At 65.9% G+C, this 20,873-nt stretch carries 20 protein-coding genes, 1 tRNA gene and 1 riboswitch; of the genes, 6 read left to right on the top strand and 15 right to left on the bottom strand.

All coding sequences use genetic code 11. The features are described 5' to 3' along the window. Positions 1 to 85 precede the first annotated feature (85 nt). From FJ948_RS03595 to FJ948_RS03585, 3 genes are all read left to right on the top strand, one after another. A complete protein-coding gene (locus FJ948_RS03595) occupies positions 86 to 994 on the top strand; it encodes a PhzF family phenazine biosynthesis protein (RefSeq protein WP_140701798.1) in 909 nt (302 codons plus the stop codon). A gap of 128 nt (positions 995 to 1,122) precedes the next feature. Next, positions 1,123 to 1,198: transfer RNA gene (locus FJ948_RS03590), tRNA-Lys, on the top strand. A gap of 268 nt (positions 1,199 to 1,466) precedes the next feature. Further along, positions 1,467 to 2,171 (top strand): outer membrane protein, encoded by a 705-nt coding sequence (locus FJ948_RS03585; RefSeq protein ID WP_140701797.1) that lies wholly within the window; start codon positions 1,467 to 1,469, stop codon positions 2,169 to 2,171. An 89-nt stretch (positions 2,172 to 2,260) separates the two neighbouring features. Here the strand turns inward: FJ948_RS03585 and cobT are convergent, their stop codons facing one another. Genes cobT through cbiE form a run of 7 tightly spaced genes read right to left on the bottom strand, consistent with a single transcriptional unit; the run spans position 2,261 to position 8,713 of the window. Beyond that, positions 2,261 to 3,271 carry a nicotinate-nucleotide--dimethylbenzimidazole phosphoribosyltransferase gene (gene cobT, locus FJ948_RS03580; RefSeq protein ID WP_140701796.1) on the bottom strand — a complete coding sequence of 337 codons (1,011 nt, stop codon included), beginning with the start codon at positions 3,269 to 3,271 and terminating at the stop codon, positions 2,261 to 2,263. Between the two features lie 37 nt (positions 3,272 to 3,308). After that, positions 3,309 to 4,085, bottom strand: a complete 777-nt coding sequence (gene cobS / locus FJ948_RS03575; RefSeq protein WP_140701795.1) for an adenosylcobinamide-GDP ribazoletransferase — start codon at positions 4,083 to 4,085, stop codon at positions 3,309 to 3,311. 3 nt (positions 4,086 to 4,088) lie between these two features. After that, complete coding sequence (locus FJ948_RS03570; protein ID WP_140701794.1) at positions 4,089 to 5,402, bottom strand: cobyrinate a,c-diamide synthase; 1,314 nt, start codon at positions 5,400 to 5,402, stop codon at positions 4,089 to 4,091. Continuing rightward, the gene (gene cobA, locus FJ948_RS03565; protein ID WP_140701793.1) at positions 5,399 to 6,217 is read right to left on the bottom strand and encodes a uroporphyrinogen-III C-methyltransferase; all 819 of its coding nucleotides are present in this window, start codon (positions 6,215 to 6,217) and stop codon (positions 5,399 to 5,401) included. The genes FJ948_RS03570 and cobA overlap by 4 nt, the downstream gene beginning before the upstream one ends. Next, complete coding sequence (cobM, locus tag FJ948_RS03560; protein ID WP_140701792.1) at positions 6,214 to 6,978, bottom strand: precorrin-4 C(11)-methyltransferase; 765 nt, start codon at positions 6,976 to 6,978, stop codon at positions 6,214 to 6,216. The genes cobA and cobM overlap by 4 nt, the downstream gene beginning before the upstream one ends. Then, complete coding sequence (locus tag FJ948_RS30490; RefSeq protein WP_246677444.1) at positions 6,975 to 7,475, bottom strand: cobalamin biosynthesis protein; 501 nt, start codon at positions 7,473 to 7,475, stop codon at positions 6,975 to 6,977. The genes cobM and FJ948_RS30490 overlap by 4 nt, the downstream gene beginning before the upstream one ends. Beyond that, positions 7,472 to 8,713 carry a precorrin-6y C5,15-methyltransferase (decarboxylating) subunit CbiE gene (gene cbiE / locus FJ948_RS03545; RefSeq protein ID WP_140701791.1) on the bottom strand — a complete coding sequence of 414 codons (1,242 nt, stop codon included), beginning with the start codon at positions 8,711 to 8,713 and terminating at the stop codon, positions 7,472 to 7,474. Before cbiE ends, FJ948_RS30490 begins: the two co-directional genes overlap by 4 nt. Position 8,714: 1 nt before the next feature. Between cbiE and FJ948_RS03540 the strand changes: the two genes are divergently transcribed. Next, on the top strand, positions 8,715 to 9,452 hold the full coding sequence (locus tag FJ948_RS03540) for a cobalt-precorrin-6A reductase (RefSeq protein WP_140702240.1): 738 nt from the start codon (positions 8,715 to 8,717) through the stop codon (positions 9,450 to 9,452). Here FJ948_RS03540 and FJ948_RS03535 read toward each other — a convergent pair. From FJ948_RS03535 to FJ948_RS03500, 8 genes are all read right to left on the bottom strand, one after another. Continuing rightward, complete coding sequence (locus tag FJ948_RS03535; protein WP_140701790.1) at positions 9,440 to 10,207, bottom strand: precorrin-3B C(17)-methyltransferase; 768 nt, start codon at positions 10,205 to 10,207, stop codon at positions 9,440 to 9,442. The two genes, FJ948_RS03540 and FJ948_RS03535, sit on opposite strands and share 13 nt — an antisense overlap. Then, positions 10,204 to 10,953 (bottom strand): precorrin-2 C(20)-methyltransferase, encoded by a 750-nt coding sequence (locus tag FJ948_RS03530; RefSeq protein ID WP_140701789.1) that lies wholly within the window; start codon positions 10,951 to 10,953, stop codon positions 10,204 to 10,206. Before FJ948_RS03530 ends, FJ948_RS03535 begins: the two co-directional genes overlap by 4 nt. Then, positions 10,950 to 11,582 carry a precorrin-8X methylmutase gene (locus tag FJ948_RS03525; RefSeq protein ID WP_140701788.1) on the bottom strand — a complete coding sequence of 211 codons (633 nt, stop codon included), beginning with the start codon at positions 11,580 to 11,582 and terminating at the stop codon, positions 10,950 to 10,952. The genes FJ948_RS03530 and FJ948_RS03525 overlap by 4 nt, the downstream gene beginning before the upstream one ends. Positions 11,583 to 11,584: 2 nt before the next feature. Then, the gene (gene cobG / locus FJ948_RS03520; protein WP_140701787.1) at positions 11,585 to 13,093 is read right to left on the bottom strand and encodes a precorrin-3B synthase; all 1,509 of its coding nucleotides are present in this window, start codon (positions 13,091 to 13,093) and stop codon (positions 11,585 to 11,587) included. Next, positions 13,090 to 16,629, bottom strand: a complete 3,540-nt coding sequence (locus FJ948_RS03515; protein ID WP_140701786.1) for a cobaltochelatase subunit CobN — start codon at positions 16,627 to 16,629, stop codon at positions 13,090 to 13,092. Before FJ948_RS03515 ends, cobG begins: the two co-directional genes overlap by 4 nt. Before the next feature lie 18 nt (positions 16,630 to 16,647). Next, a complete protein-coding gene (gene cobW / locus FJ948_RS03510; RefSeq protein WP_140701785.1) occupies positions 16,648 to 17,700 on the bottom strand; it encodes a cobalamin biosynthesis protein CobW in 1,053 nt (350 codons plus the stop codon). After that, a complete protein-coding gene (locus FJ948_RS03505) occupies positions 17,697 to 18,131 on the bottom strand; it encodes a DUF1636 family protein (protein WP_140701784.1) in 435 nt (144 codons plus the stop codon). The genes cobW and FJ948_RS03505 overlap by 4 nt, the downstream gene beginning before the upstream one ends. 37 nt (positions 18,132 to 18,168) lie before the next feature. Next, a riboswitch (cobalamin riboswitch) is annotated at positions 18,169 to 18,374 on the bottom strand. Between the two features lie 29 nt (positions 18,375 to 18,403). Then, entirely contained in the window at positions 18,404 to 19,603 is a 1,200-nt protein-coding gene (locus FJ948_RS03500; RefSeq protein ID WP_140701783.1) for a winged helix-turn-helix domain-containing protein, read from the bottom strand. 332 nt (positions 19,604 to 19,935) lie between these two features. Here FJ948_RS03500 and FJ948_RS03495 point away from each other — a divergent pair, with 332 nt between their 5' ends. Continuing rightward, entirely contained in the window at positions 19,936 to 20,301 is a 366-nt protein-coding gene (locus tag FJ948_RS03495) for an NADH-quinone oxidoreductase subunit A (protein WP_006335683.1), read from the top strand. Further along, positions 20,292 to 20,873 carry an NADH-quinone oxidoreductase subunit B gene (locus tag FJ948_RS03490; protein ID WP_015317338.1) on the top strand — a complete coding sequence of 194 codons (582 nt, stop codon included), beginning with the start codon at positions 20,292 to 20,294 and terminating at the stop codon, positions 20,871 to 20,873. The genes FJ948_RS03495 and FJ948_RS03490 overlap by 10 nt, the downstream gene beginning before the upstream one ends.

The raw sequence follows: 20,873 nt of genomic DNA, 5'->3' as shown, positions 1-20,873 counted from the left end.
GCGCAATGTCCCTATCTGTGCACAGATCAGGCTTGATGGTTCGAATATCAAATTAAATTTCGCCCATGTTGGGATTGAGGCAGGAATGCAAACCCGGAATTACTTGCTTTACGACGTGTTTACGACCGAGCGACTGGCCGGCAATCCGCTGGCCGTGGTGTTGGATTGCAAGGGTCTCGACACCGCCGCGATGCAATCCATCGCACGCGAGTTCAACCTGTCCGAATCGGTCTTCGTGCTGCCGCCGGACAAACCCAAGCATAAAAACCGCATCCGCATCTTCACGCCGGATTATGAAATGCCGTTCGCCGGGCATCCGACCGTCGGCTCGGCGATCGCGCTGGCGGAACTGGCCGGCGAGGGTGGCGCCGGTATCTTCGTGCTGGAAGAAAACATCGGTCCGGTGCGCTGCGCCGTGAGCCAGCACGATGGCGCTACCTTCGCCGAATTCGACCTGGCGAAATTGCCCGAGCCGCTTGAGCTCCAAGCCGATCCGGTGGCGATCGGCGCGGCACTCGGCCTGGCGCCGCACGAGATCGGCTTCGAGAATCACCGTGTCGCGTTCTGGTCGGCTGGCGTGCCCTATGTGACCATTCCGGTCGCCAATCTGGAGGCGGCGGGCCGGATCCGGCTGGACAACCAGGCCTGGTCGGAACTGGCGCCGCGCAAGAGCGAATGGGCCTTCGCCAGCCCGTACATCTATTGCCGCGATACGGTGAACCACGAAAGCGCGTTTCATGTCCGCATGATCGTGCCCGGCACCCCGTCCTATGAAGATCCGGCGACCGGTTCGGCGGCGGCGGCCTTCGCCGGCGCCATCATGCATTTCGACGCGCCGACGGACGGGATTTCGCAATTGTGGATCGAGCAGGGGCTGGAGATGGGCCGGCCATCGCGCATCCGCCTCGAACTGACCGTGCAGGGCGGAAAACTGGCCTCCGCGCGCATTGGCGGCAATGCGATCAAGGTGGCGGAAGGCAAGCTTTTCGTCTGATCGCAGCTGCATTTTTTCCCGGCACGACAAGGCTTGATGCGATTTGTCGGGAAATGATTCCAGCAGGGCTGGACAGGACCGGCATCGGCGGCTATATGCCCGCCAACGCCGGTTTTTGCCGGCCGAGTGGGTGCGTAGCTCAGTTGGTAGAGCAGCTGACTCTTAATCAGCGGGTCCACAGTTCAATCCTGTGCGCACCCACCAAATTTTCAAGAAAATTGGTGGAAGACCTTGGTACCAGAGACGCGTTGACGCGTCTTTGGTATGCGTCGATGGTGGCACGAGCCTGGATTGGCCGCCGACTGCTACAAGCTAATCGGAACCGGTTCGCGACCGTGTCAGCGCTGCTGTTGGGCATGGGGGCGCAAGCCGGACCAAGAAGAACAATTTCTCAATTTGTGGCAGACGGGTTACATGGTTTGTTGGAAAACCAAGCTAAGCCTGACTCATCGCTTTGCTCCCGGGGATCAGGATGCGCGCACTCAAACTTGCCCTTCTTGCCTCGTTGGTGATTGCCACCCCCGCTTTGGCGGCGGACCTCTCCCCCCAACCGACCGAGCCTGTGGCTTATGACTGGACCGGCGTCTATGTAGGTGCGGAGGCGGGGTACGTTTGGGGAAGTTCAACTTACGACAGCGCGGGGTCTCCGGCTGGCCCCCCCTACACTAGCGCCTCACTCAATCCTAAAGGCGCCTTTGGGGGCGCATACGTTGGCTATAACTACCAGTTCGATGGTAACTATGTCATAGGCGTTGAAGCGGATGCCAATTTCGCCAGCGCCAAGGCGGACAATACGTTTTCTGGGTTTCCTCCCCCTGCCTTCGCAAGCAGTGATTTGAAATGGTTCGGATCGGCACGCCTGCGTGCAGGCTACGCATTCGATCGTTTCTTGCCATTTGTAACCGGCGGTCTGGCGATCGGTAAATATTCCGCCGGAACCAGTCTTTCCCCTTTTCTAGGTTCTCCTCCAAGCGAGATCAGCGATACCATGGTTGGTTGGACGGCAGGTGCCGGACTTGAATATGCCGTGACCGACAATTTGATTGCGCGCGTCGAATACCGCTACTCCGACTATGGCCGTCAATCGCAATCTACGCCGTTCATCTTCACGACGCAGGCTGCCAGAGTTGATCTTACTACCAACGATGTCCGTGTTGGACTTAGCTACAAATTCTGATTTCGGACCGTACCTCTTGCAAGGCCTCGCTTCGGCGAGGCTTTTTTGTTGTGTGAATGGCCCGGGGCTCACCACGCCCCTGCGAGCGCTTATTTCTCCGAAACGCCTGCCTCGGCAAAGCTCGCCATCTTCGCATGGCACTCCAGCGCCGAGCGCACGATGTTGACGGCGAGGCAAGCGCCGGAGCCTTCACCGAGCCGCATGCCGAGATCGAGCAGCGGCGGCAGTTCGAGCGCTTCGAGCAGGCCGCGATGGCCCGATTCGGCGGAGACGTGGGCGGCGATCGTGTGGGCGAGGCCGGTCGGGTGCAGCTTCGCCAGGGGAGCGGCGGCGGCGGTGCAGACGAAGCCGTCGAGCAGCACGGGTATGCCGAGATGCCGTGCGGCGAGCGTGGCGCCAAAGATGGCGGCGAGTTCGCGTCCGCCGAGGCTGGCCGCGACCGCCAGCGGATCGGCAAGGACGGCGGCATGGCGCTTGATGCCGGCCTCGATGGCGACCACCTTGCGCTTCAGACCGGCAGCGTCGACGCCGGTGCCGCGCCCGGTCCATTTTTCCGCGCCGCCGCCGAACAAGGCGGCCGAAATCGCGGCGGCCGGCGTGGTGTTGCCGATGCCCATTTCACCGAAACAGACGAGGTCGAGATCATCAGTCACGGCGTCATAGCCGGCGGAAACCGCGGCGAGAAAGGCTTTCTCGTCCATCGCCGATGTCTGCGTGAAGTCGCCCGTGGGTTGGTCGAGATCGAGCGGGATGACGTCGAGTTCGGCGCCGGCGATGCGGGCGAGTTGGTTGATGGCGGCACCGCCGCCAGCAAAATTCGCCACCATCTGCACGGTGACTTCCGAAGGGTAGGCCGACACGCCTTGCGCGGTGACGCCGTGATTGCCGGCGAAGACGAAGACTTTCACCCGGTCGAGCCTGGGCATGTCGCGGCCCTGCCAGCGCGCCAGCCACGCGGCGATCGATTCGAGTCTGCCGAGGCTGCCTTGCGGCTTGGTCAGCGTGTCCTGGCGGCGGGCGACCGCATTGGCAGCTGTATCGCTGCCGGCGGGCAGGTCGAGGCAGGCGGCGCGCAGTTCATCGAGGGAATTGAAGGGCATGGGGCAAGGTCTCCGGAAAGGAATCAAGGCGAAGGGATCAGGAAAGCGCAACGGAAGCGACGAGAAGCACGGCGATTTCGCTCACCTGCTGCAAGGCGCCAACCGTGTCGCCGGTCTGGCCGTCGATCTGGTTGAGGCAAAGCGCATGGAAGGCGGCAAACAGCAGGCCGAGCAGGATCAGCGCGGCTATGGCGCCGCCGGGGCCAAGCAAGAGAAGCGGGATCGCGCCGAGCACGGCGCCGGCCATGGCCGTGTCGAGCGATACCGTGCCGGCGCCGGCCGACAGACCGTCGGATCGCGCCGGGGGCAGAAGATGCATGAAGGCGCCGAGCACGCCGCGCGAGGCCGCATGCGCGGCCACGAGAGCAAACAGAGCCTGCGTGGGTTCGACGACTTGCGACAGCGCGCTCCAGCGAAGCAGCAGCGACAGGACCAGCGCCATGGCGCCATAGGCGCCGATGCGGCTGTCGCGCATGATCTCGAGCTTGCGTCCGCGCGACTTGCCGCCGCCGAAGCCATCGGCGGCGTCAGACAGTCCATCCTCGTGCAGGCAGCCCGTGGCGAGCACGGTTGCCACAAGGGCAAGGGCGGCCGCCGGTCCCATGGCAAGGCCAAACCGCTCCGCCGTGGCAAAGACGATCGCGCCGATCAGGCCGACGACGAGGCCGGCAATGGGTGCGGCCCAGATCGCGGCGGCGAGGTTGCGGCCGCGAAAATCGAAGACGGGCAGCGGCAGGCGGGTGAAGAAGACCAGGCAGAGGGCGATGTCATCGAGGATTTGCCGAGGCGACAGCGCGATTCTTGGGAGCTTCATGGTTTAGGCCCGTGCAATCGCGTGGAAGAAGGTGCCGCTGACATGGCCGCGCCGGTAACCGGAAGCGCCGAGCGGATTGCCCTGGCCATCGGCGAGGTCGGCCAGCGGCTCGTCATTGCCGGTCGCCGTCATCTGCGCATAGTGGAACTCGTGGCCCCGGATCAGCGCGCCCTGAGCGCCCAACGGGCAATCGGCGCGCAGCCGCGCCTCGCGATAGCCGAGATTCATCTTGCGTTTGGCGAAGCTGGTGGAATGACCGAGCAGGCCGAGCATCTTGTGCGTCGTGCCTTCGGCGTCCTCCAATGCTTCGCCGAGCACCATGAAGCCACCGCACTCGCCATGGACGGGTTTTGTCGCGGCGAACCGCGTCATGCCGGCATCGAAATTCGTGGCGGCGGCAAGTTGGCCGGCGTGAAGCTCGGGATAGCCGCCGGGCAGCCAGCAGACATCGCACTCCTCGTCGGGCGCTGCGTCGGCGAGCGGCGAGAACGGCACGATTTCCGCGCCGGCCTTGCGCCAGGACGCAGCAACATGCGGATAGAGGAAAGTGAAGGCGGCATCCTCGGCCAGCGCGATGCGTTGGCCGGGCGGCCGCAGCGCGTCGGCGAAGTCGCCAATTGCCGGGGCGAGCGGTGTTGCCAGCGCCATGACGGCATCGAGGTCGAGCGACTTCTCCGCCATGTCGGCCAGCCGGTCGAGATGCGCCATCAGGTCATCATATTCGCCGGCCTGGACGAGGCCGAGATGGCGCTCGGGCAAATTGAGCGTGGGATCGCGCAAAATAGCGCCGACGACGGGCAGTCCGATCGCCTCGATGGCGTCGCCGGAGAGCCGCCGGTGGCGCTCGCTGCCCAGCCGGTTGAGCACGACACCGGCCATGCGCACATGCGGGTCGTAAGTGGCAAAGCCCTTGGCGACGGCCGCCGCCGTGGTCGATTGGCCCGACACGTCGAGCACCAGCAGCACCGGCAGGCCGTAGAGCCGCGCCAGATCGGCGGCCGACCCGGTGCGCCCCGGCGCGGCCGGGATGCCGTCGAACAGGCCCATGGCGCTTTCGAGGATAACGAAGTCGGTATCGTCGGCGGCCTGCGCGGCCAGCGCGTTGAGCAGCGAGGGCGACATCGCCCAGCTGTCGAGGTTGACGCCGGACAGGCCTGTGGCGGCGGTGTGGAAGCCGGGGTCGATATAGTCGGGGCCGGATTTGGCGCCGCGCACCTTCAGGCCGCGTCGGGTCAGCGCGCGCAAAATGCCGATGGTGACGCTGGTCTTGCCCGAGCCGGAGCGTGGCGCACCGATGATGATCGCGCGCGCCGTCATGCTCCGCCCGCCAGTGCCGCGCGCATGGCGACGATGCCGCCGACGACGATCAATGCCGGCGAGGCGAGCCCGGCCGCCGCCGCTGCCTCGGCAATGGTGGCGAGCGTGGCGACGACGGTCCGTTCCCGCGGCGTCGTCGCGGCGACGATCACCGCCGCCGGCGTCGATGGCGCCAGCCCGCCATCGAGCAGGGCGGCCGCTATGACAGGCAGGTTGGCCATGCCCATATAGACGACGACCGGCTGGCCGGTGCGGGCGATCGCCGCCCAATCGATGTCGTCATCCGTGCCGGCGGCGTGGCCGGTGGCCAGAATGACCGCCTTGTTGATGCCGCGCATGGTGGCCGGGATGCCGGTGGCGGCCAGCGCGCTGAGGCCCGAGGTCAGGCCCGGCAGCACACGAAACGGGATATTTTCGCGCGCCAGCGCCAGCGCCTCTTCGCCGCCACGGCCGAAAATATAGGGATCGCCGCCTTTCAGGCGTACGACACGCCGGCCTTCACGCGCCAGCCGCACCAGCAGAGCGGTGATGTCGTCCTGCTTCATCGAGGGCTGGCCGCCGCGTTTTCCCGCGAAGAAAAGCTCGGCGTTTCCGGCAACCGCGACCACATCTGGCGAAACCAGCGCGTCGTAGACCAGTGCGTCCGCTTCGGCCAGTGCCGCCAGCACCTCCAGGGTCAGGCAGCCGGGATCGCCGGGGCCGGCACCGGCCAGCCAGACATGGCCCGGCTCAAGCGGACGCGGCTTGAAGTTCAGCCGCGCGAGCGCCTGTTCGAGCGTGGCGTTTTCGCCTTTATTTCCAGTGCTGCCGCTCACAATCCGTCCCGTCCGCGAAAACGCCGCTGATAATGAGCGTCGTACAATGAACTCTCGCCAAAGCCCTCCGCCGCCAGCGAACGGCCGACAAAAATGAGCGCCGTGCGTTCCATCGGATCGGCGGCGAGCTGTGCCTCGATGGTCTCCAACGTCCCGGTCAGCACGCGCTCATCAGGCCAGGAGGCGCGAAAGACGATGGCGACCGGGCAATCGCCGCCATAATGCGGCGTCAGTTCGGCGACCACGCGGTCGATGGCGTGGATGGCCAGATGAATGGCCAGCGTGGCGCCGGTGCGGCCGAAACCGGCCAGCGTTTCGCCAGGCGGCATTTTCGAAGCGCGGCCGGAGACGCGGGTCAGCACCAGGCTCTGCGCGACTTCGGGAATGGTCAGTTCCCGGCGAAGCGCGGCGGCCGCCGCGGCGAAAGAAGGCACGCCCGGCGTCAGCGTGTAGGGGATGCCATGCTTTTCCAGCCGGCGGATCTGCTCGGCGACAGCGCTCCACACCGACAGGTCGCCGGAATGCAGACGGGCAACGTCATGGCCGGCCTTATGGGCATCGAGACAGGCAGCCTCGATCTCGTCGAGCGACATCGGCGCGGTGTCGATCAGTTTTGTTCCCGGGGCGCAGTGTTGCAGCAATTCGGGCGCGACGATGGAGCCGGCATGGAGGCAGACCGGGCAGCTTGCCAAAAGCCTGGCACCGCGCAGCGTGATGAGGTCGGCGGCACCTGGACCGGCGCCAATGAAATGGACGGTCATGGCGCGTCTCCGCTGATGGCGATGGCGCAGGTGACCGCGCCGAGCACCGTGCGGGGGCCGACCAGTTTTGCGCCGGCGCCGGCGACCGCGAGGGCCGAAGCTTCGGACACCGATGGCGTGCCGGCGAGACGCTGCGAGAGGTTGAGCGAGGCCGCCCCCTCATCCGGCCCTTCGGGCCACCTTCTCCCCGTGGGGGAGAAGAGACGGGCGGCGGCGTTTGCAATCTCCTCTCCCCTCGGGGAGAGGTCAGCCGAGCGAAGCGGAGGCTGGGTGAGGGGGAGCGGCGGTTCGGAGCCAGCGACATCCACCACTATCACGGGGAGGTTCAGTTCACGGCCGGCGGCGAAGATGGCCTCTTCGTTGCGTTTGAACTCGGTCGTCGCCAAGGCTGACAGCGCTGCCATTGCCAGCCCATGCGCTTCGAGCGCGGTTTCTATCGCCGCGAGCACTTCCTCGACGCTCACGCCCTTTCGGCTGCCGATGCCCGCGACCATCATGGTTTCACCCAGCTCCATTGCGTGACAGGCATGGCCGGCCGCCACGCCTGCATCGAGCCGACCGGCGAAGCGCGGGAGATGTTTATCCTGATAAGATCGCCGCCGCGCTTGGTGTGCTGGCCGAGAAGCAGGGCTTCCATCTCCAGCGTCACCGCGTTGGCGACGAGACGGCCGCCACTGCGCAGCGCCTTGATGGCGGCGTTCAAGACGCCGGCGTCGCTGCCGCCGCCGCCGATGAAGATCGCATCCGGCGTCTCCAGCCCGGCCAATGCCTTGGGGGCGGTGCCTTCGATAACGACCAGTCCAGGAACACCGCAGGCAACGGCATTGTGGCCGATGCGGGTGGCGCGGGCCGTGTCGGCCTCGATGGCGATGGTGCGCAGTGAAGGGTGGGCGAGCATCCATTCGATGCCGATAGAGCCTGAGCCGGCGCCGATATCCCACAGCAATTCGCCGCGCCTCGGCGCCAGCGCCGACAGAGTGACGGCGCGGATTTCGCGTTTGGTGATCTGACCGTCATGTTCGAACAGATGGTCGGCGCGCCCCGACGTCCGAGGCAGGATGCGCGCCTGCGGATTTGAATCAAGCTCGATGGCCAGCACATTGAGCGGGTTGATGTTTTCCAGATCGAAGGCATCGGCACGCGCTGCGCGCAATGTTTCCTTCGGCCCGCCCAAGGCCTCCAGCACCGTCAGCCGCGACGCGCCGAAGTCGAGTTCGGCGAGCAGGCGCGCAATTGCCGCCGGAGCAAAGCCGTCGGAGGTCAGCGCCAGGATGCGTGCGTTGGGCTGCAGCAGCGGGCGAATCAGGTCGATCGGGTGGCCATGCAGCGAGATGGTCTCGATATCCTGCAGCGCCCAGCCGAGCCGCGCGGCGGCCAGCGAAATGGCCGACGGCGCCGGCATGACATGCATTTCCCGTGGCTGGACCTTGCGGGCGAGGGTGGCGCCGACACCATGGAAGAACGGATCCCCGGAAGCGAGCACGCAGACGTTCCTGCCGGCCAGCGCCAGGACATCGGCCATCCCGGCATCGAACGGAATCGGCCAGGGGCAGGGCTTGCCCTTGGCGAAGGAAGCAACCAGCGCCAGATGCCGCTTGCCGCCGAAGATGAACTCGGCGTCGGCGATCCGCCGCTTGGCCTTGTCGCCGAGACCCGCTAAACCGTCCTCGCCGATGCCGACGATCGTGAGCCATCTCGGGTCGGGCTTGGCGGCGCGCGGACCCTCAGCAGGCATGATGACCCACCGCATTCTGATCCTCGGCGGCACCACCGAAGCCCGGCAGCTGGCTGGAAAACTGGCGGCGCATGCCTCGGTCACGCTTTCGCTGGCTGGCCGCACCGAAAGCCCCGTGGCGCAAGGCGTGCCCGTGCGAAGTGGAGGATTTGGCGGCGCCGATGGCCTGGCCGCTTATCTCCGTGAAACGAACACGGGGCTGCTGATCGATGCCACGCATCCCTACGCGGCGCGAATCTCCGCCAATGCGGCAATTGCCGCGCGCAAAACCAGCGTGCCGATCCTTGCCTTGCGGCGCCCGGGGTGGGACGCCGTTGAAGGCGACCGCTGGCTCGAGGTTGACAGTGTCGCCGACGCGGCGCGGGCGCTTGGCGATGTGCCGCGCCGTGTGTTTCTGGCGCTTGGCCGCCAGGAGGTCGCCGCCTTCGAGGCAGCGCCCCAGCACCACTATCTCATCCGTAGCGTCGATCCGGTCGAGCCGAAGCTGGGTGTGCCCGACGCCGACTATCTGCTGGCGCGCGGACCGTTTGGTGAGACCGATGAGCGCATGCTGCTCGAAAACCATCGCATCGATGTCGTCGTGTCCAAGAACAGCGGCGGCGCGGCCACCTATGGCAAGATTGCTGCCGCGCGGGCGCTCGGCATCGAGGTGATCATGGTCCGCAGGCCCGTCCTGCCGGACGTTCCCTCGGCTGAAACCGTAGAAGCGCTGGCCGCGATGGTCGATCATTTTTTTTGACCACCCGTGGACGAGCGCGGCGTGTAGACCAGCGCCGGCTTGTCGCCGCGCTTGATGATGCGGGTTTCCGGCGAACCGATGATGATGCAGGTCGCCATGTCGGCCTTTTGTGCGTCGACGTCGGCCAGCAGGAACACCTCGATGCGCTCGTCCGGGCGGCCGGCGGCGCGGCCGAAGATCACCGGCGTCGTGCCGGGCAGGATGGCGGACAGGCATTCGAAGGCGCGGCCAAGCTGCCAGGGACGCGCCTTGCTGATCGGGTTGTAGAGCGCGATGACGAAGCCGGCGCCGGCCGCCGCCAGCAGACGCAGCTCGATCAAATCCCACGGCTTCAGATTGTCGGACAGCGAGATGGCGCAGAAGTCGTGGCCGAGCGGCGCGCCGATGCGGGCGGCGACCGCCAGCATGGCGGTGACTCCCGGCACGACGGCGACATCGACCGCACGCCATTCGGCCGGACCGGCCTCGATCGCCTCGCAGACGGCGGCGGCCATGGCGAAGACGCCGGGATCGCCGCCGGACACCACGGCGACATCGTGGCCCTCGGCGGCCTTGACCAAGGCGTCCTTGGAGCGGGCGAGCTCCTCGCGATTGTCGGAGGCGACGCGGGTCTGGTCGGGGCGCAGGTCAAGCCGGTCGAGATAAGGCTTGTAGCCGTAGAAGAATTTCGCCTCGGCGACAGCGCGGCTGGCTTGCGGCGTGACCTGGTCGGCATTGCCGGGGCCGAGGCCGATGACGGTAAGACGGCCGCTCATGCCTGCGCTCCCGGCTTGCCGGACCAGCCGGCGACCAGCACGATGGCGAAATAGGGCGCCTTGTCATCCGGCTTGTCGGCGAGCCGCATCGAAACGCTGCCGGCCATGGTGCCGCGTTCGACATAGACGGCGCGCGTCAGCTTGCCGGTCGCCTCCAGCGCGCGCCTGATCTTGGGCAGATTGCGGCCGACCTTCATGATGACGGCGGCATCGGTGTCGGCGAGGCGCCGGGTCAGCTCGAACTCGCTCATCGTGCCCGGCAGAACGGTCAGCACGTCGTCGCCCTGGACGATCGGCACCCCGGTCTGCGACCAGCAGCCGGACATGGCGGTGATACCGGGGATGACCTCGGTCGGAAAGCGATGGGAGAGGCGCACATGCAGATGCATGTAGGAGCCGTAGAACAGTGGATCGCCCTCGGACAGGACGGCCACCATTTTGCCGGCGTCGAGGTGCTCGGCGACTCTCTTGGCCGACTCCTCGTAGAAACCCGCGATCTGCGAGCGGTAGTCGTCGTGATCCTTGTCGATCTCGGTAGTCACGGGATAGAGCAGCGGCAGTTCCAGCATGTCGGGCCGGAAGCGCGCCTCGACGATGGCGCGCGCGTTGCTGTTGTTGCCGCGCTTGGCGAAATAGGCCACGACATCGGCCTCGGCTAGGACGCGCGCGGCCTTCAGCGTCAACAATTCTGGATCGCCGGGACCGGTACCGACACCGACGAGGCGGCCTTTGGGAAGCGCGTTCACAGGCCGGGCCTCGCCAGCGAATTGAGCGCGGCGGCGGTCATGGCGCTGCCGCCGAGCCTGCCGCGCACGATGGCGTAGGGCACGCCGTAGGAATTCTCGGCCAGCGCGTCCTTGGATTCGGCCGCGCCCACGAACCCGACCGGCATGCCGATGATGGCAGCGGGCTTCGGCGCGCCGTCGCGCAGCTTCTCCAGCAGGTAGAAGAGCGCGGTTGGCGCATTGCCGATCGCGACCACCGAACCGGCCATGCGCTCGCCCCACAGGTCGATCGCGGCGGCGGAACGGGTGTTGCCGATCTCGCTCGCGATGTCGTGCGTGCGCTGGTCGCGCAAGGTGCAGATCACCTCGTTGCCGGCCGGCAGGCGGGCGCGGGTGACGCCATGGGAGACCATTTCCGCGTCGCAGAAGATCGGCGCGCCGTCGGCAAGCGCTTTGCGCGCGGCGACGACGAAATCGGGGGAGAAGACAAAATTCCTGGCGGCTTCGACCTGGCCGCAGGCATGGATCATGCGGATGGCGACATCGGCCTCGGCCTCCGAGAAGCGCGAGAGATCGGCCTCGGCGCGGATGATGGCGAAGGAGCGCTCGTAGATCGCGTTGCCGTCATGGATGTAGTCGTAGGCGGCCATGCTCATTTCCGTTTTTCAGTTTGGGCCTGTCGGTAAGCCTCGGCGACTGCTGCCGGCCCAAGCCTTGTCAGGCAAGCGGCGGCGGTTTCGCCTTGATGTCGTGCGCTGCGGATCATTGCCGCGACGCGACCGAAGCCGCGCGCGGCGTCATAGCCCGGCCTGTAGCCGGCAGGAAGGGCCTTCGCCGTCGCGTTCACGACAAGTCCGGCTCCGTTTTCGCCGCCGACCAAGGTCAGCGCCGCCGGACCGGGATGCGCGCAGCCCTTGGCGCAGCCGGAAACGTGCAGGGTGAAGTGAAGGATATCAGTGTTTTCAGCGGCGATGGTCTCGGCGATGTCGCGCGTCGCGATGCGGCCGGAGGCGCAGGCCGGCGTGCCGGGACAGGCCGCGATGCGGGTGCGCGGATCGGCGGGGGAGGTGACGAAGCCGAGGGTGGCGGCTGTGTCTTGCAGGGGTTGGTTGGCGGCTGATGGCTGGCCAAGGAAGAGCATGGCGCGGCCCGGGGCGAGGCGGATTTCGGTGGTGCCTACGGCGAGGGCGCTTTTTGCGACGGCGATGATTTTGTCCGCTGGCATGCTGCCATAGGGGAGGCCGATGCCGAGATTGGAGACGTCGCCGGCCAAGGGGAAAAGGCCGATAGGTTTGCGCGAGGCGCCCCCCTCTGTCCTGCCGGACATCTCCCCCTCAAGGGGGGAGATTACGTGGTCGCCGACGGTTTCGCCAATTTCCGGTGTCGCTAAAGAAAATCCGGCGTCGAAGCTGCCGATCTCCCCCCTAGAGGGGGAGATGTCCGGCAGGACAGAGGGGGGCGCCTCGCGCAAATTTGTCAGGCATAGCCAACCCGCCAGGGACACCAACTGCCTCTCCGACAAATCCCTTGCGTGAGCCTCGCGGCCTTTCTCGGCGATCATCCTTAGAGCCGCGACGGCTATATCACGAGCCACACCTTCATCAGCAACCGCGAGCAGCCTTGCATTCCGCCCGTCACCGGCAACCGACACCCGCCACCGGATTCCCGCATCGGTGCTCACCGCAACAAGCCGCATGTCCGCCGTCACCGCGTCCAGCGTCAGTTGTCCGCCGCCGTCGACGATCACCGAAACCTTCGGCCCCAGCCGCTGTGTCAACCCGGCTTCATCGATGGCCACCCTGATTCGCTCAGCCAGCGGTCGCGGGTCGGCGATCTCCTGAGGGTCAATGCCTGCCAGCGGGCCGGTCTCGACCGGCACGCCGGTGCGCACCGCGATTCCCAATGCATCGATCTCCGCCGCCAGCAAGGCAGCGCTTTCCGTCGTCAGCCCGCGAATCTGCAGGCTGCCCCGCGCCGTCACTTCCATGATGCCGTTGCCGTGCCGCAAGGCGGATTGGGCGATCCCGATCAACAGCTTCGGCGACAACCCTCCAGAAGATGGGCCACCATCCACCGGATTGAGCCGCACCAGCAGGCCGTCGCCTGTCTGCATCGGCGCCGACAGAGCAGGGCAGGCGCCACGGCGCGAGAAGGCGTTCATGCCGCCACCCCGAGCGCGTTGGCTTCGGCAATCAGCGCGGCGAGATCGTCGTCGATGGAATTGCGCAAGGGATGCCAGAGGCCACGCCGGCGCGCCGAGAGAAAACGCTCGGCGATGACTTTGGCGGCGGCGGGATTTTCGCGCAAGATGAAGGCGCGGACCTCGGGATCGCCGAGATAGGCATCGTGCACGGCCTCGATCAGCGCGCCCGGAATGGCATGGGTGGTTTCGGCGAAGCCGACCAGCCGGTCGACCGTTTCGGCGAATTCGGAGGCGCCGCGCGGGCCGTGGCGCATCTGGCCCGAGATGAAGCGGGCGTTGACGGCGCGGGCGCGCACCACCCGCGAGACAGCCTCGCCGACCGAGCGCGGCTTCGGTTTTTGCGGATCGGTGGTGTCGAGCACGATGACGTCGGCGTTCCTGCCGAGTGCGGCCAGGGCGGCCGAAAAGCCGCCGATGAAGGCGACGTCGGCCGAGCCTTCGAGAATGTCGCGGCCGGGATCGTCGCCGGTGTGGACGAGAAGGTCGGCTTCGGCGATGCGGCCTTCAAACGCTCCGGGCGCCGAGACGCCTTCGCCGCCAGCGCCGCCATAGGCATGCGAGGTGGCGTCGAGATAGGCGCGGCCGATCTCTTCGCGCGCACCCCAGTCGCCGCTGGACATGAGATCCTCGACGCCGGCGCCGTACGTGCCGGGCGAGGTGCCGAAGATGCGCGGGCTGACCTTGCCGTCGGCACGGGTTTTTGCCGCGAGCGGGTTTTCCGAATCGTCCTCGTCGCGGGCGGCGACGGCGTTGGCGGCGGCGTCGATCAGGGCGATCTGGGTCGGGAACATGTCGCGGAACAGGCCTGAGATGCGCCAGGTGACATCGACGCGCGGACGGCCGAGCGTGGCCGGCGGCAACACCTCGATGCCAGTGATGCGGCCAGTGGCAGTGTCCCATTGCGGCCGGCAGCCCATCAGCGCCAGGCCTTGCGCGATCTCCTCGCCGCCGGTGCGCAACGAGGCCGAGCCCCAGAGATCGATGACCAGCGAACGCGGCCAGTCGCCATGCGATTGTAGGTAGCCGCGCACCACTTCTTCGGCCGCTGCCTTGCCCAGATCGTAGGCGGTGGGCGTCGGCATGGTGCGCGGGTCCGAGGTGAACAGATTGCGGCCGGTTGGAAGCACGTCCGAGCGGCCGCGCGCCGGCGCGCCGGCTGGGCCGGCCTTGACGTGGCGGCCATCGAGCGCGGCGAGCAGTGCCGACTTCTCGGCGTCGGCGCTTTGGCGGCGTATGGCGTCGGGTTCGTCCCCGGGCGCGCGGCCGTAGATATGCAATCCATCCTTGATGGCGAAATCCTTGAGATCGCAGAGCCAGGCATCGATGCGGCGCAGCGCTTCGTCGGGTGCGTCGGTTTTCGCGACGCCGGCTTCGGAAGCGAGGCCCGTCTTTTGCGCGGTGTCGACGATCAGCCTGGCGAGACGGTCGCGGCGGCGGCGGTCGAGGCCGTCGGCCTGGGCGTACTCATCGACCAGGCGTTCGAGCTTGTGCTGGTCCTCGTCGAGACCTGCACCGGTGAGCGGCGGCGGCAGATGGCCAAGCGTGACAGCGGCGATGCGTCGCTTGGCCTGCGCCGCTTCGCCGGGGTTGGAGACGATGAAGGGATAGATGACGGGCAGGGACCCGGTGACGATTTCGGGGAAGCAGTTTTGCGAAAGCGCGACGGTCTTGCCCGGCAGCCATTCCAGCGTGCCGTGGGCGCCGACATGGATCAGGGCATGGACGCCGAGCGATCTGCGCAGCCAGAGGCCGAAGGCGATCAGCGCGTGGCGCGGGGGGAGCGTCGGGTCGTGATAGTCGGCGCGGCGATCGGCGGAACGGCCACGGTCGGGGGCGAGGGCGACGGTGATGTTGCCGAAGGTGGCGGCGCGGAAGGGGAAGTGTTTTTTGCTTGATAGCGAAGGTCTGCGCGAGGCGCCCCCCTCTGTCCTGCCGGACATCTCCCCCTCAAGGGGGGAGATTGAGCTGTCATCGCCGATTTCGCCAATCCCAAACGTTGAAAGTGGAGCGCCGCCAGCGAAGCTGCTGATCTCCCCCCTTGAGGGGGAGATGTCCGGCAGGACAGAGGGGGGCGCCTCGCGCAATCCTGTCTCGTCTTCGGCCTTTCCCCAAGCGGCTTCTACTGGAGCAATTGCCGCTATCGGCAACTCCGTAGAGAAGGCTAAATAATCCTCCAGCCCCAGCCCGCCTTGGCTCCGCTCCAGCGCATCCAGCAATTCACGCGGCGTTTGCGGAATCTCTCCAACCACATAGCCCTGTTCGCTCAAGTCGTGCAGCATGGCCAACACACTCGACGGCACATCGAGGCCAACGGCATAGCCGGTGCGGCCAGGAGCGCTGGGATAATCGGGAATGAGGATGGCGAGCTTGCGCTCGGCACGGGGCGTCTCCTGAAGGCGTATGAAAGCCGCCACACGCCCCGCCACCTGCGCCACGCGATCCGGCTCCGGCCGGTTGGCCAGCGCGCGATGGCCAAGTGCGGGATCGACATCGCTCTCGCCCTTGAAGGAAATGGCACCGGCAAGGATGCGGCCGTCGAGTTCGGGCAGCACGACATGCATGGCGAGGTCGGCGGGCGCCAGGCCGCGCTGGTTGTTTTCCCAGACATCGCGGCGCGTGGTGGCGACGATGACCTGGAAGACGGGCACGCCAGCGCGGTCGAACAGGGTTTCGACGCCGGGCTCGGCACCGGAGGCGAAAGCGGTCGCGGTGATGATGGCGGCGGGTTTCAGCGAGGCGAGGGCATTTTCGACAAAGGCCAGGGACACCGGGTCTTTCAGGCTGGAGACGAAGATGGGCATCGGGAGCATGCCGCGTTGCTCCAAAGCTTCAAAAAGAGCGTCTATGGGTGCGACATCGGCTGCAAGCAGCATCGATCGGTAGAAAAGAATTGGGACGACGGGAGCGCCGACCATTGAAAGGTCCGGCTTCTCCACGACCCCCAATCCAGACTGATAGTAACCGGCCTTCGGCACACTGACCGGACTGGCGACCGACGTGTCCTGTCCAGCCAGGCCTGCCAGCCTGTGCACCAGCGCGCTCATATTGGCCGGGCCGCCTTCGCGGAAATAGCCGAGAAGGCTGTCGAGGTCGGCGCGCGGCAGCGTCGAGGATTCGATCAACCTGAGATCCTCGTCGTGGCTTTCACCGGGAAGCAGCGCCAGTTTGATGCCGCGTTCGCGGGCAATCGCGGCGAGCTGGTCGCAACCATAACGCCACCAGTCGTAGCCGCCGAGGATGCGCACCAGGATGATCTTGGCGTGGCGGGCGACACTGTCGATCCACAGGTCGACGGACATGGGATGGCGCAGGTCGCGCAGTGACGCGAGCCGCATCGAGGGCAGGCGATCGGCTTGCGCCTTCCATGCCGCCGCGAGTCCGGCGAGATCGCTGTCGGTGAAGGACAGGGCCACGATATCCGCGGGCGTCTGCCGGAGATCGACAGGCTCGGCGAGGTCGTCGAGCGAGGCGGAGGTCGTGGTGAGGATGTGCATCGCGGTCCGTGTCTGAAATCAGCCGGCGAGGATACGTTCGATCGCCGGGCGGTTCAGCCCCTTGAGACCGATGACGACAAGGCGCGAGCGGCGGTCGTCTCCGGCGGTCCAGGCACGGTCATAGTAATGATTGACGCGCGGGCCGACGGCCTGCAGCAGGAGCCGCATCGGCTTGCCGCCGACCTCGACGAAGCCTTTTACACGCAGCACGTTTTCCTGTTCGGCGGCCTCTGTGACGCGCTTGGCCAGTTCGTCCGGATTGGCGATTGAGGGAATGTCGACGATGAAGGTGTCGAAGTCGTCATGCTCATGGTCGAATGCGCCGTCATGATGCGACTTGCGGTTCTCGATGTCGTCCTCGACGGCAAGGCCAAGCCCGAGCAGCACCGAGGGATCGACCTTGCCATGAGACGTCGGCACGATCTTCACGGCGCGGGCGGAATGCTCGTTGACGATGGCGTTGGCGCGGGCCGAACCGGCGGCATCCATCAGGTCGCTCTTCGACAGGATGATCAGGTCGGCGCAGGCGATTTGGTCCTCGAACACTTCCTCGACCGGATCGTCATGGTCGAGGCTGTCATCCCCGGCGCGCTGCGCCTGCAGGGCGTCCATGTCGTTGGCGACGCGGCCCTCGGCAAGTGCGGGACCGTCGACCACGGCGATGACGCCGTCGACGGTCACCCGGCTCTTCACCGTAGGCCACTGGAAAGCCTGAACCAGAGGCTTGGGGAGAGCGAGACCGGAGGTTTCGATCAGGATGTGGTCGACCTTCGGCGTCAGCGACAGGATCTGGTCGAGCGCCGGCACGAAATCGTCGGCGACGGTGCAGCAGATGCAGCCATTGGCCAGTTCGACGATGTTTTCCTCGGGGCAGGTGTCGATGCCGCACCCTTTGAGGATTTCGCCATCGATGCCGATGTCGCCGAACTCGTTGACGATGATGGCAATGCGCTTGCCGCCGGCATTTTCCAGGAGATGGCGAACCAGTGTCGTCTTGCCGGCGCCGAGGAAGCCGGTAACGACGGTGCAGGGAACGCGGGAGAGATTGCCGGCCGAATTTGGAGCGGTCATGTCAAGTCCTTCAGCATGTCGAGAGGAGGGATGCGGGCAACGAGGCCACGCTTGAGGCTATCGGGCCGGCCCCGCCAGGGAATGAGGCCGTCGGTCGAGGTGGCGAAGAGCTTGGCGCCGGTGACGAGATCGGCGCCGCTGGTTGTGGTCAGGTCGCCGAACACATAGCTCCAGCAGCCGTCGCGCAGGATCGCGGCGCTCAGCCGGCGCTTGCAATTGCCGAGGCATTCGACCGTGCGGATGCGGATGTTCTCGCCCGAGGCGGCCTGGCGCGTGTCTTCCGCCAAAATTTCGCCGGCCCGGGGATGGGCGTCGGAGCCGGTCTCGTCGCGGCACGAGGCGCAGACGATGACGGTCACGCCGGCCAGGGAATCACCCTCGCCGGACGAAACGTCTGTTGTTTCAGCCGAAAAACTGCTGTCGCGATCCAAATCAGGCTCCTTGCCCGGAAAACCCGCCGGGCGATCGGATTCTTGCATTCCAGACGGCAGGTCTCCTGGCTCGCGGGTCATCGCCTTGGGTAGCCGCCTTCCCGGGACAATCCCAGTGGCTTTCGGCCTTGGCTCTTCGCTTACAGTTGCGGGGACAGCCGCGGATTTGGGTTTTCAGCCCGCACCGCATTCCCTCTTGGCTCCTCCCTTTGCTGAGAGGAGACCGTCTGGATCGGATTTAGGCTCTTGCGGGCAGCGGTGTCAACGCGAGCTTACGACACCGTGATGTCGGCCAGCGCCGGGCCCAGATCGCCGGCAGGCGTCACTTCCATGCGTTCGAGGCCTAGCCAGCCCTGCATCTGCTTCAATTCCTCGAAGAGCTGAGCCGCCGTCTCTGGCGGTGCGCCGGGCTCGGCATAAGCCGCGTGGACGCGCAGGACACTGGCCGGCCGGTCGGCCTTGAGGTCGACGCGCGCCACGATCCTGTCGCCAAGCAGGAAGGGCAGGACATAGTAGCCATATTGGCGCTTGTCAGCCGGCGTGTAGATTTCGATGCGGTAGTGGAAATCGAACAGCCGTTCCGAGCGCGAGCGCTCGAAGACGACCGGATCGAACGGCGCCAGCAGGGCGCGGGCCTCGATCTTGCGCGGCATACGGGCGTCCTTGTGAAGGTAAGCCGGCTTGTCCCAGCCCTCGACACGGACCGGCAGCAAGTCGCCGAGTTCGACCAGTTCCTCCAGCCGGCCTTTCATATCGGCCGGCGACAGGCGGAAATAGTCGCGCAAATCGCCCGATGTCGCCACGCCATGGGCGCGGGCGGAGATGCGCAGCAATTCGCGGTGCGCGTCCTCGGCCGCCGGCACCGGCAGGTCGAGGATCGCCTGCGGCAGCACGCGTTCCGGCAGGTCATAGAAGCGCTCGAAACCGCGTCGGTGCGCCGTGGTAATGCGGCCGGCCCAGAACAGCCATTCGAAGGCGTGCTTGGCGTGGCTCCAGCCCCACCAGCCGCCGGAGCCTTTCTGGCCTTCGAGCGCCGAAGCGGCGATCGGCCCGCGCTCGACGACCTCGCGGTAGATCTCTTCTATATAGGCGGCGTGCTCGCGGCCCCATTTGGCCAGCCCCAGATACATTTCGTCGCCTTGCTCGGCGCGCCGCATGCGCCAGCGCATCAGCGGGTAGGTCTCGACCGGCAGGAAGGAGGCCTCGTGCGCCCAATATTCAAATACGGTGCGCTTGCGCGTCACGGCTGCGTTGTCGAGCAAGGCGAGGGGATAGGGGCCAAGACGCGAATAGAGCGGCATGTAATGGGCGCGCACCACCGCACTGACGGAATCGATCTGCAGCAGGCCGGTGCGGGACAGAACGCGGGCGAAATGGCGGCGGTCGGGCGTGCCGGCGGGGCGGGGATCGAGAAACCCCTGCGCGGCGAGCGCGATGCGCCGGGCGGTGGCAAGCGAGATCTTTTCCTTCATGCAGGCGTCACTCTGAGGATGCTTTGACAAAAGATGTGATGGGTGATTCCAGCCCATGCTAGCAGGGTTTAGCGGCAATCCTGTCAGGAAGAAAAGTGGAGTACAGAGCGAAGGAAATCAAACCGGAGCGTGTGGGACCAGTTTCTGCCGGAATGCCGTCCAGCTCGTTGTTTTGAACAAGGTTTGACTTGCTTCGCTGGAAGGGCTGCGCTAACCCTCGCCGCGTTGCAGCATAGGTTCCTTAAAACGGTTCAGCGGTTAAACTGTCACGCTTCCGCATTAAGGTCCGGTGCTGTAATCAACGTGGATTGGCGCCAACGGAAAGCCGCTGCATGAACGCACTCCTCAGCTCGTACCTGCCCATCGTCTTGTTTATCGGCGTGGCGCTGGTGGTCGGTCTGGCGCTGCTGGTCGCGCCGTTCCTGGTGGCCTACCGCAACCCGGATCCCGAAAAGCTTTCCGCCTACGAGTGCGGTTTCAACTCGTTCGACGACGCCCGCATGAAATTCGACATCCGCTTCTACCTGGTGTCGATCCTGTTCATTATATTCGACCTGGAAGTGGCCTTCCTCTTCCCCTGGGCAGTGTCCTTCTCGAAGATCGGCATGCTCGGTTTCTGGTCAATGATGGTTTTTTTGGCAGTGCTGACCATCGGCTTTGCCTATGAATGGAAAAAAGGAGCGCTGGAATGGGATTGAACGACAGTTCAGGCACCCTCGTCGCGCCGAAGCCCAAAGGTATTATCGATCCCAACACCGGCAGGCCGGTGGGGGAGGACGATCCCTTCTTCCTCGAAATCAACAATGAGCTTGCCGACAAGGGTTTTCTGGTCACCTCGACCGAGGCGCTGATCACCTGGGCGCGCAGCGGCTCGCTCATGTTCATGACCTTCGGTCTGGCGTGCTGCGCGGTCGAGATGATCCACACCTCGATGCCGCGTTACGATTCGGAGCGGTTCGGTGTCGCGCCGCGCGCGTCGCCGCGGCAGTCCGACATCATGATCGTCGCCGGCACGCTGACCAACAAGATGGCGCCGGCGCTGCGCAAGGTCTACGACCAGATGCCGGAGCCGCGCTACGTCATCTCGATGGGCTCCTGCGCCAATGGCGGCGGCTACTACCACTATTCCTATTCGGTGGTGCGCGGCTGCGACCGCGTGGTGCCGGTCGACATCTATGTGCCCGGCTGCCCGCCGAGCGCCGAAGCCCTGCTCTACGGCATTCTTCTCCTGCAGAAGAAGATCCGCCGCACCGGCACGATCGAACGGTAA

This window comes from Mesorhizobium sp. B2-3-12, assembly GCF_006442205.1.
Lineage (GTDB): Bacteria > Pseudomonadota > Alphaproteobacteria > Rhizobiales > Rhizobiaceae > Mesorhizobium.
The sequence above is the reverse complement of the archived record's forward strand: the minus strand, read 5'-3'. Positions and strand labels throughout refer to the sequence as shown.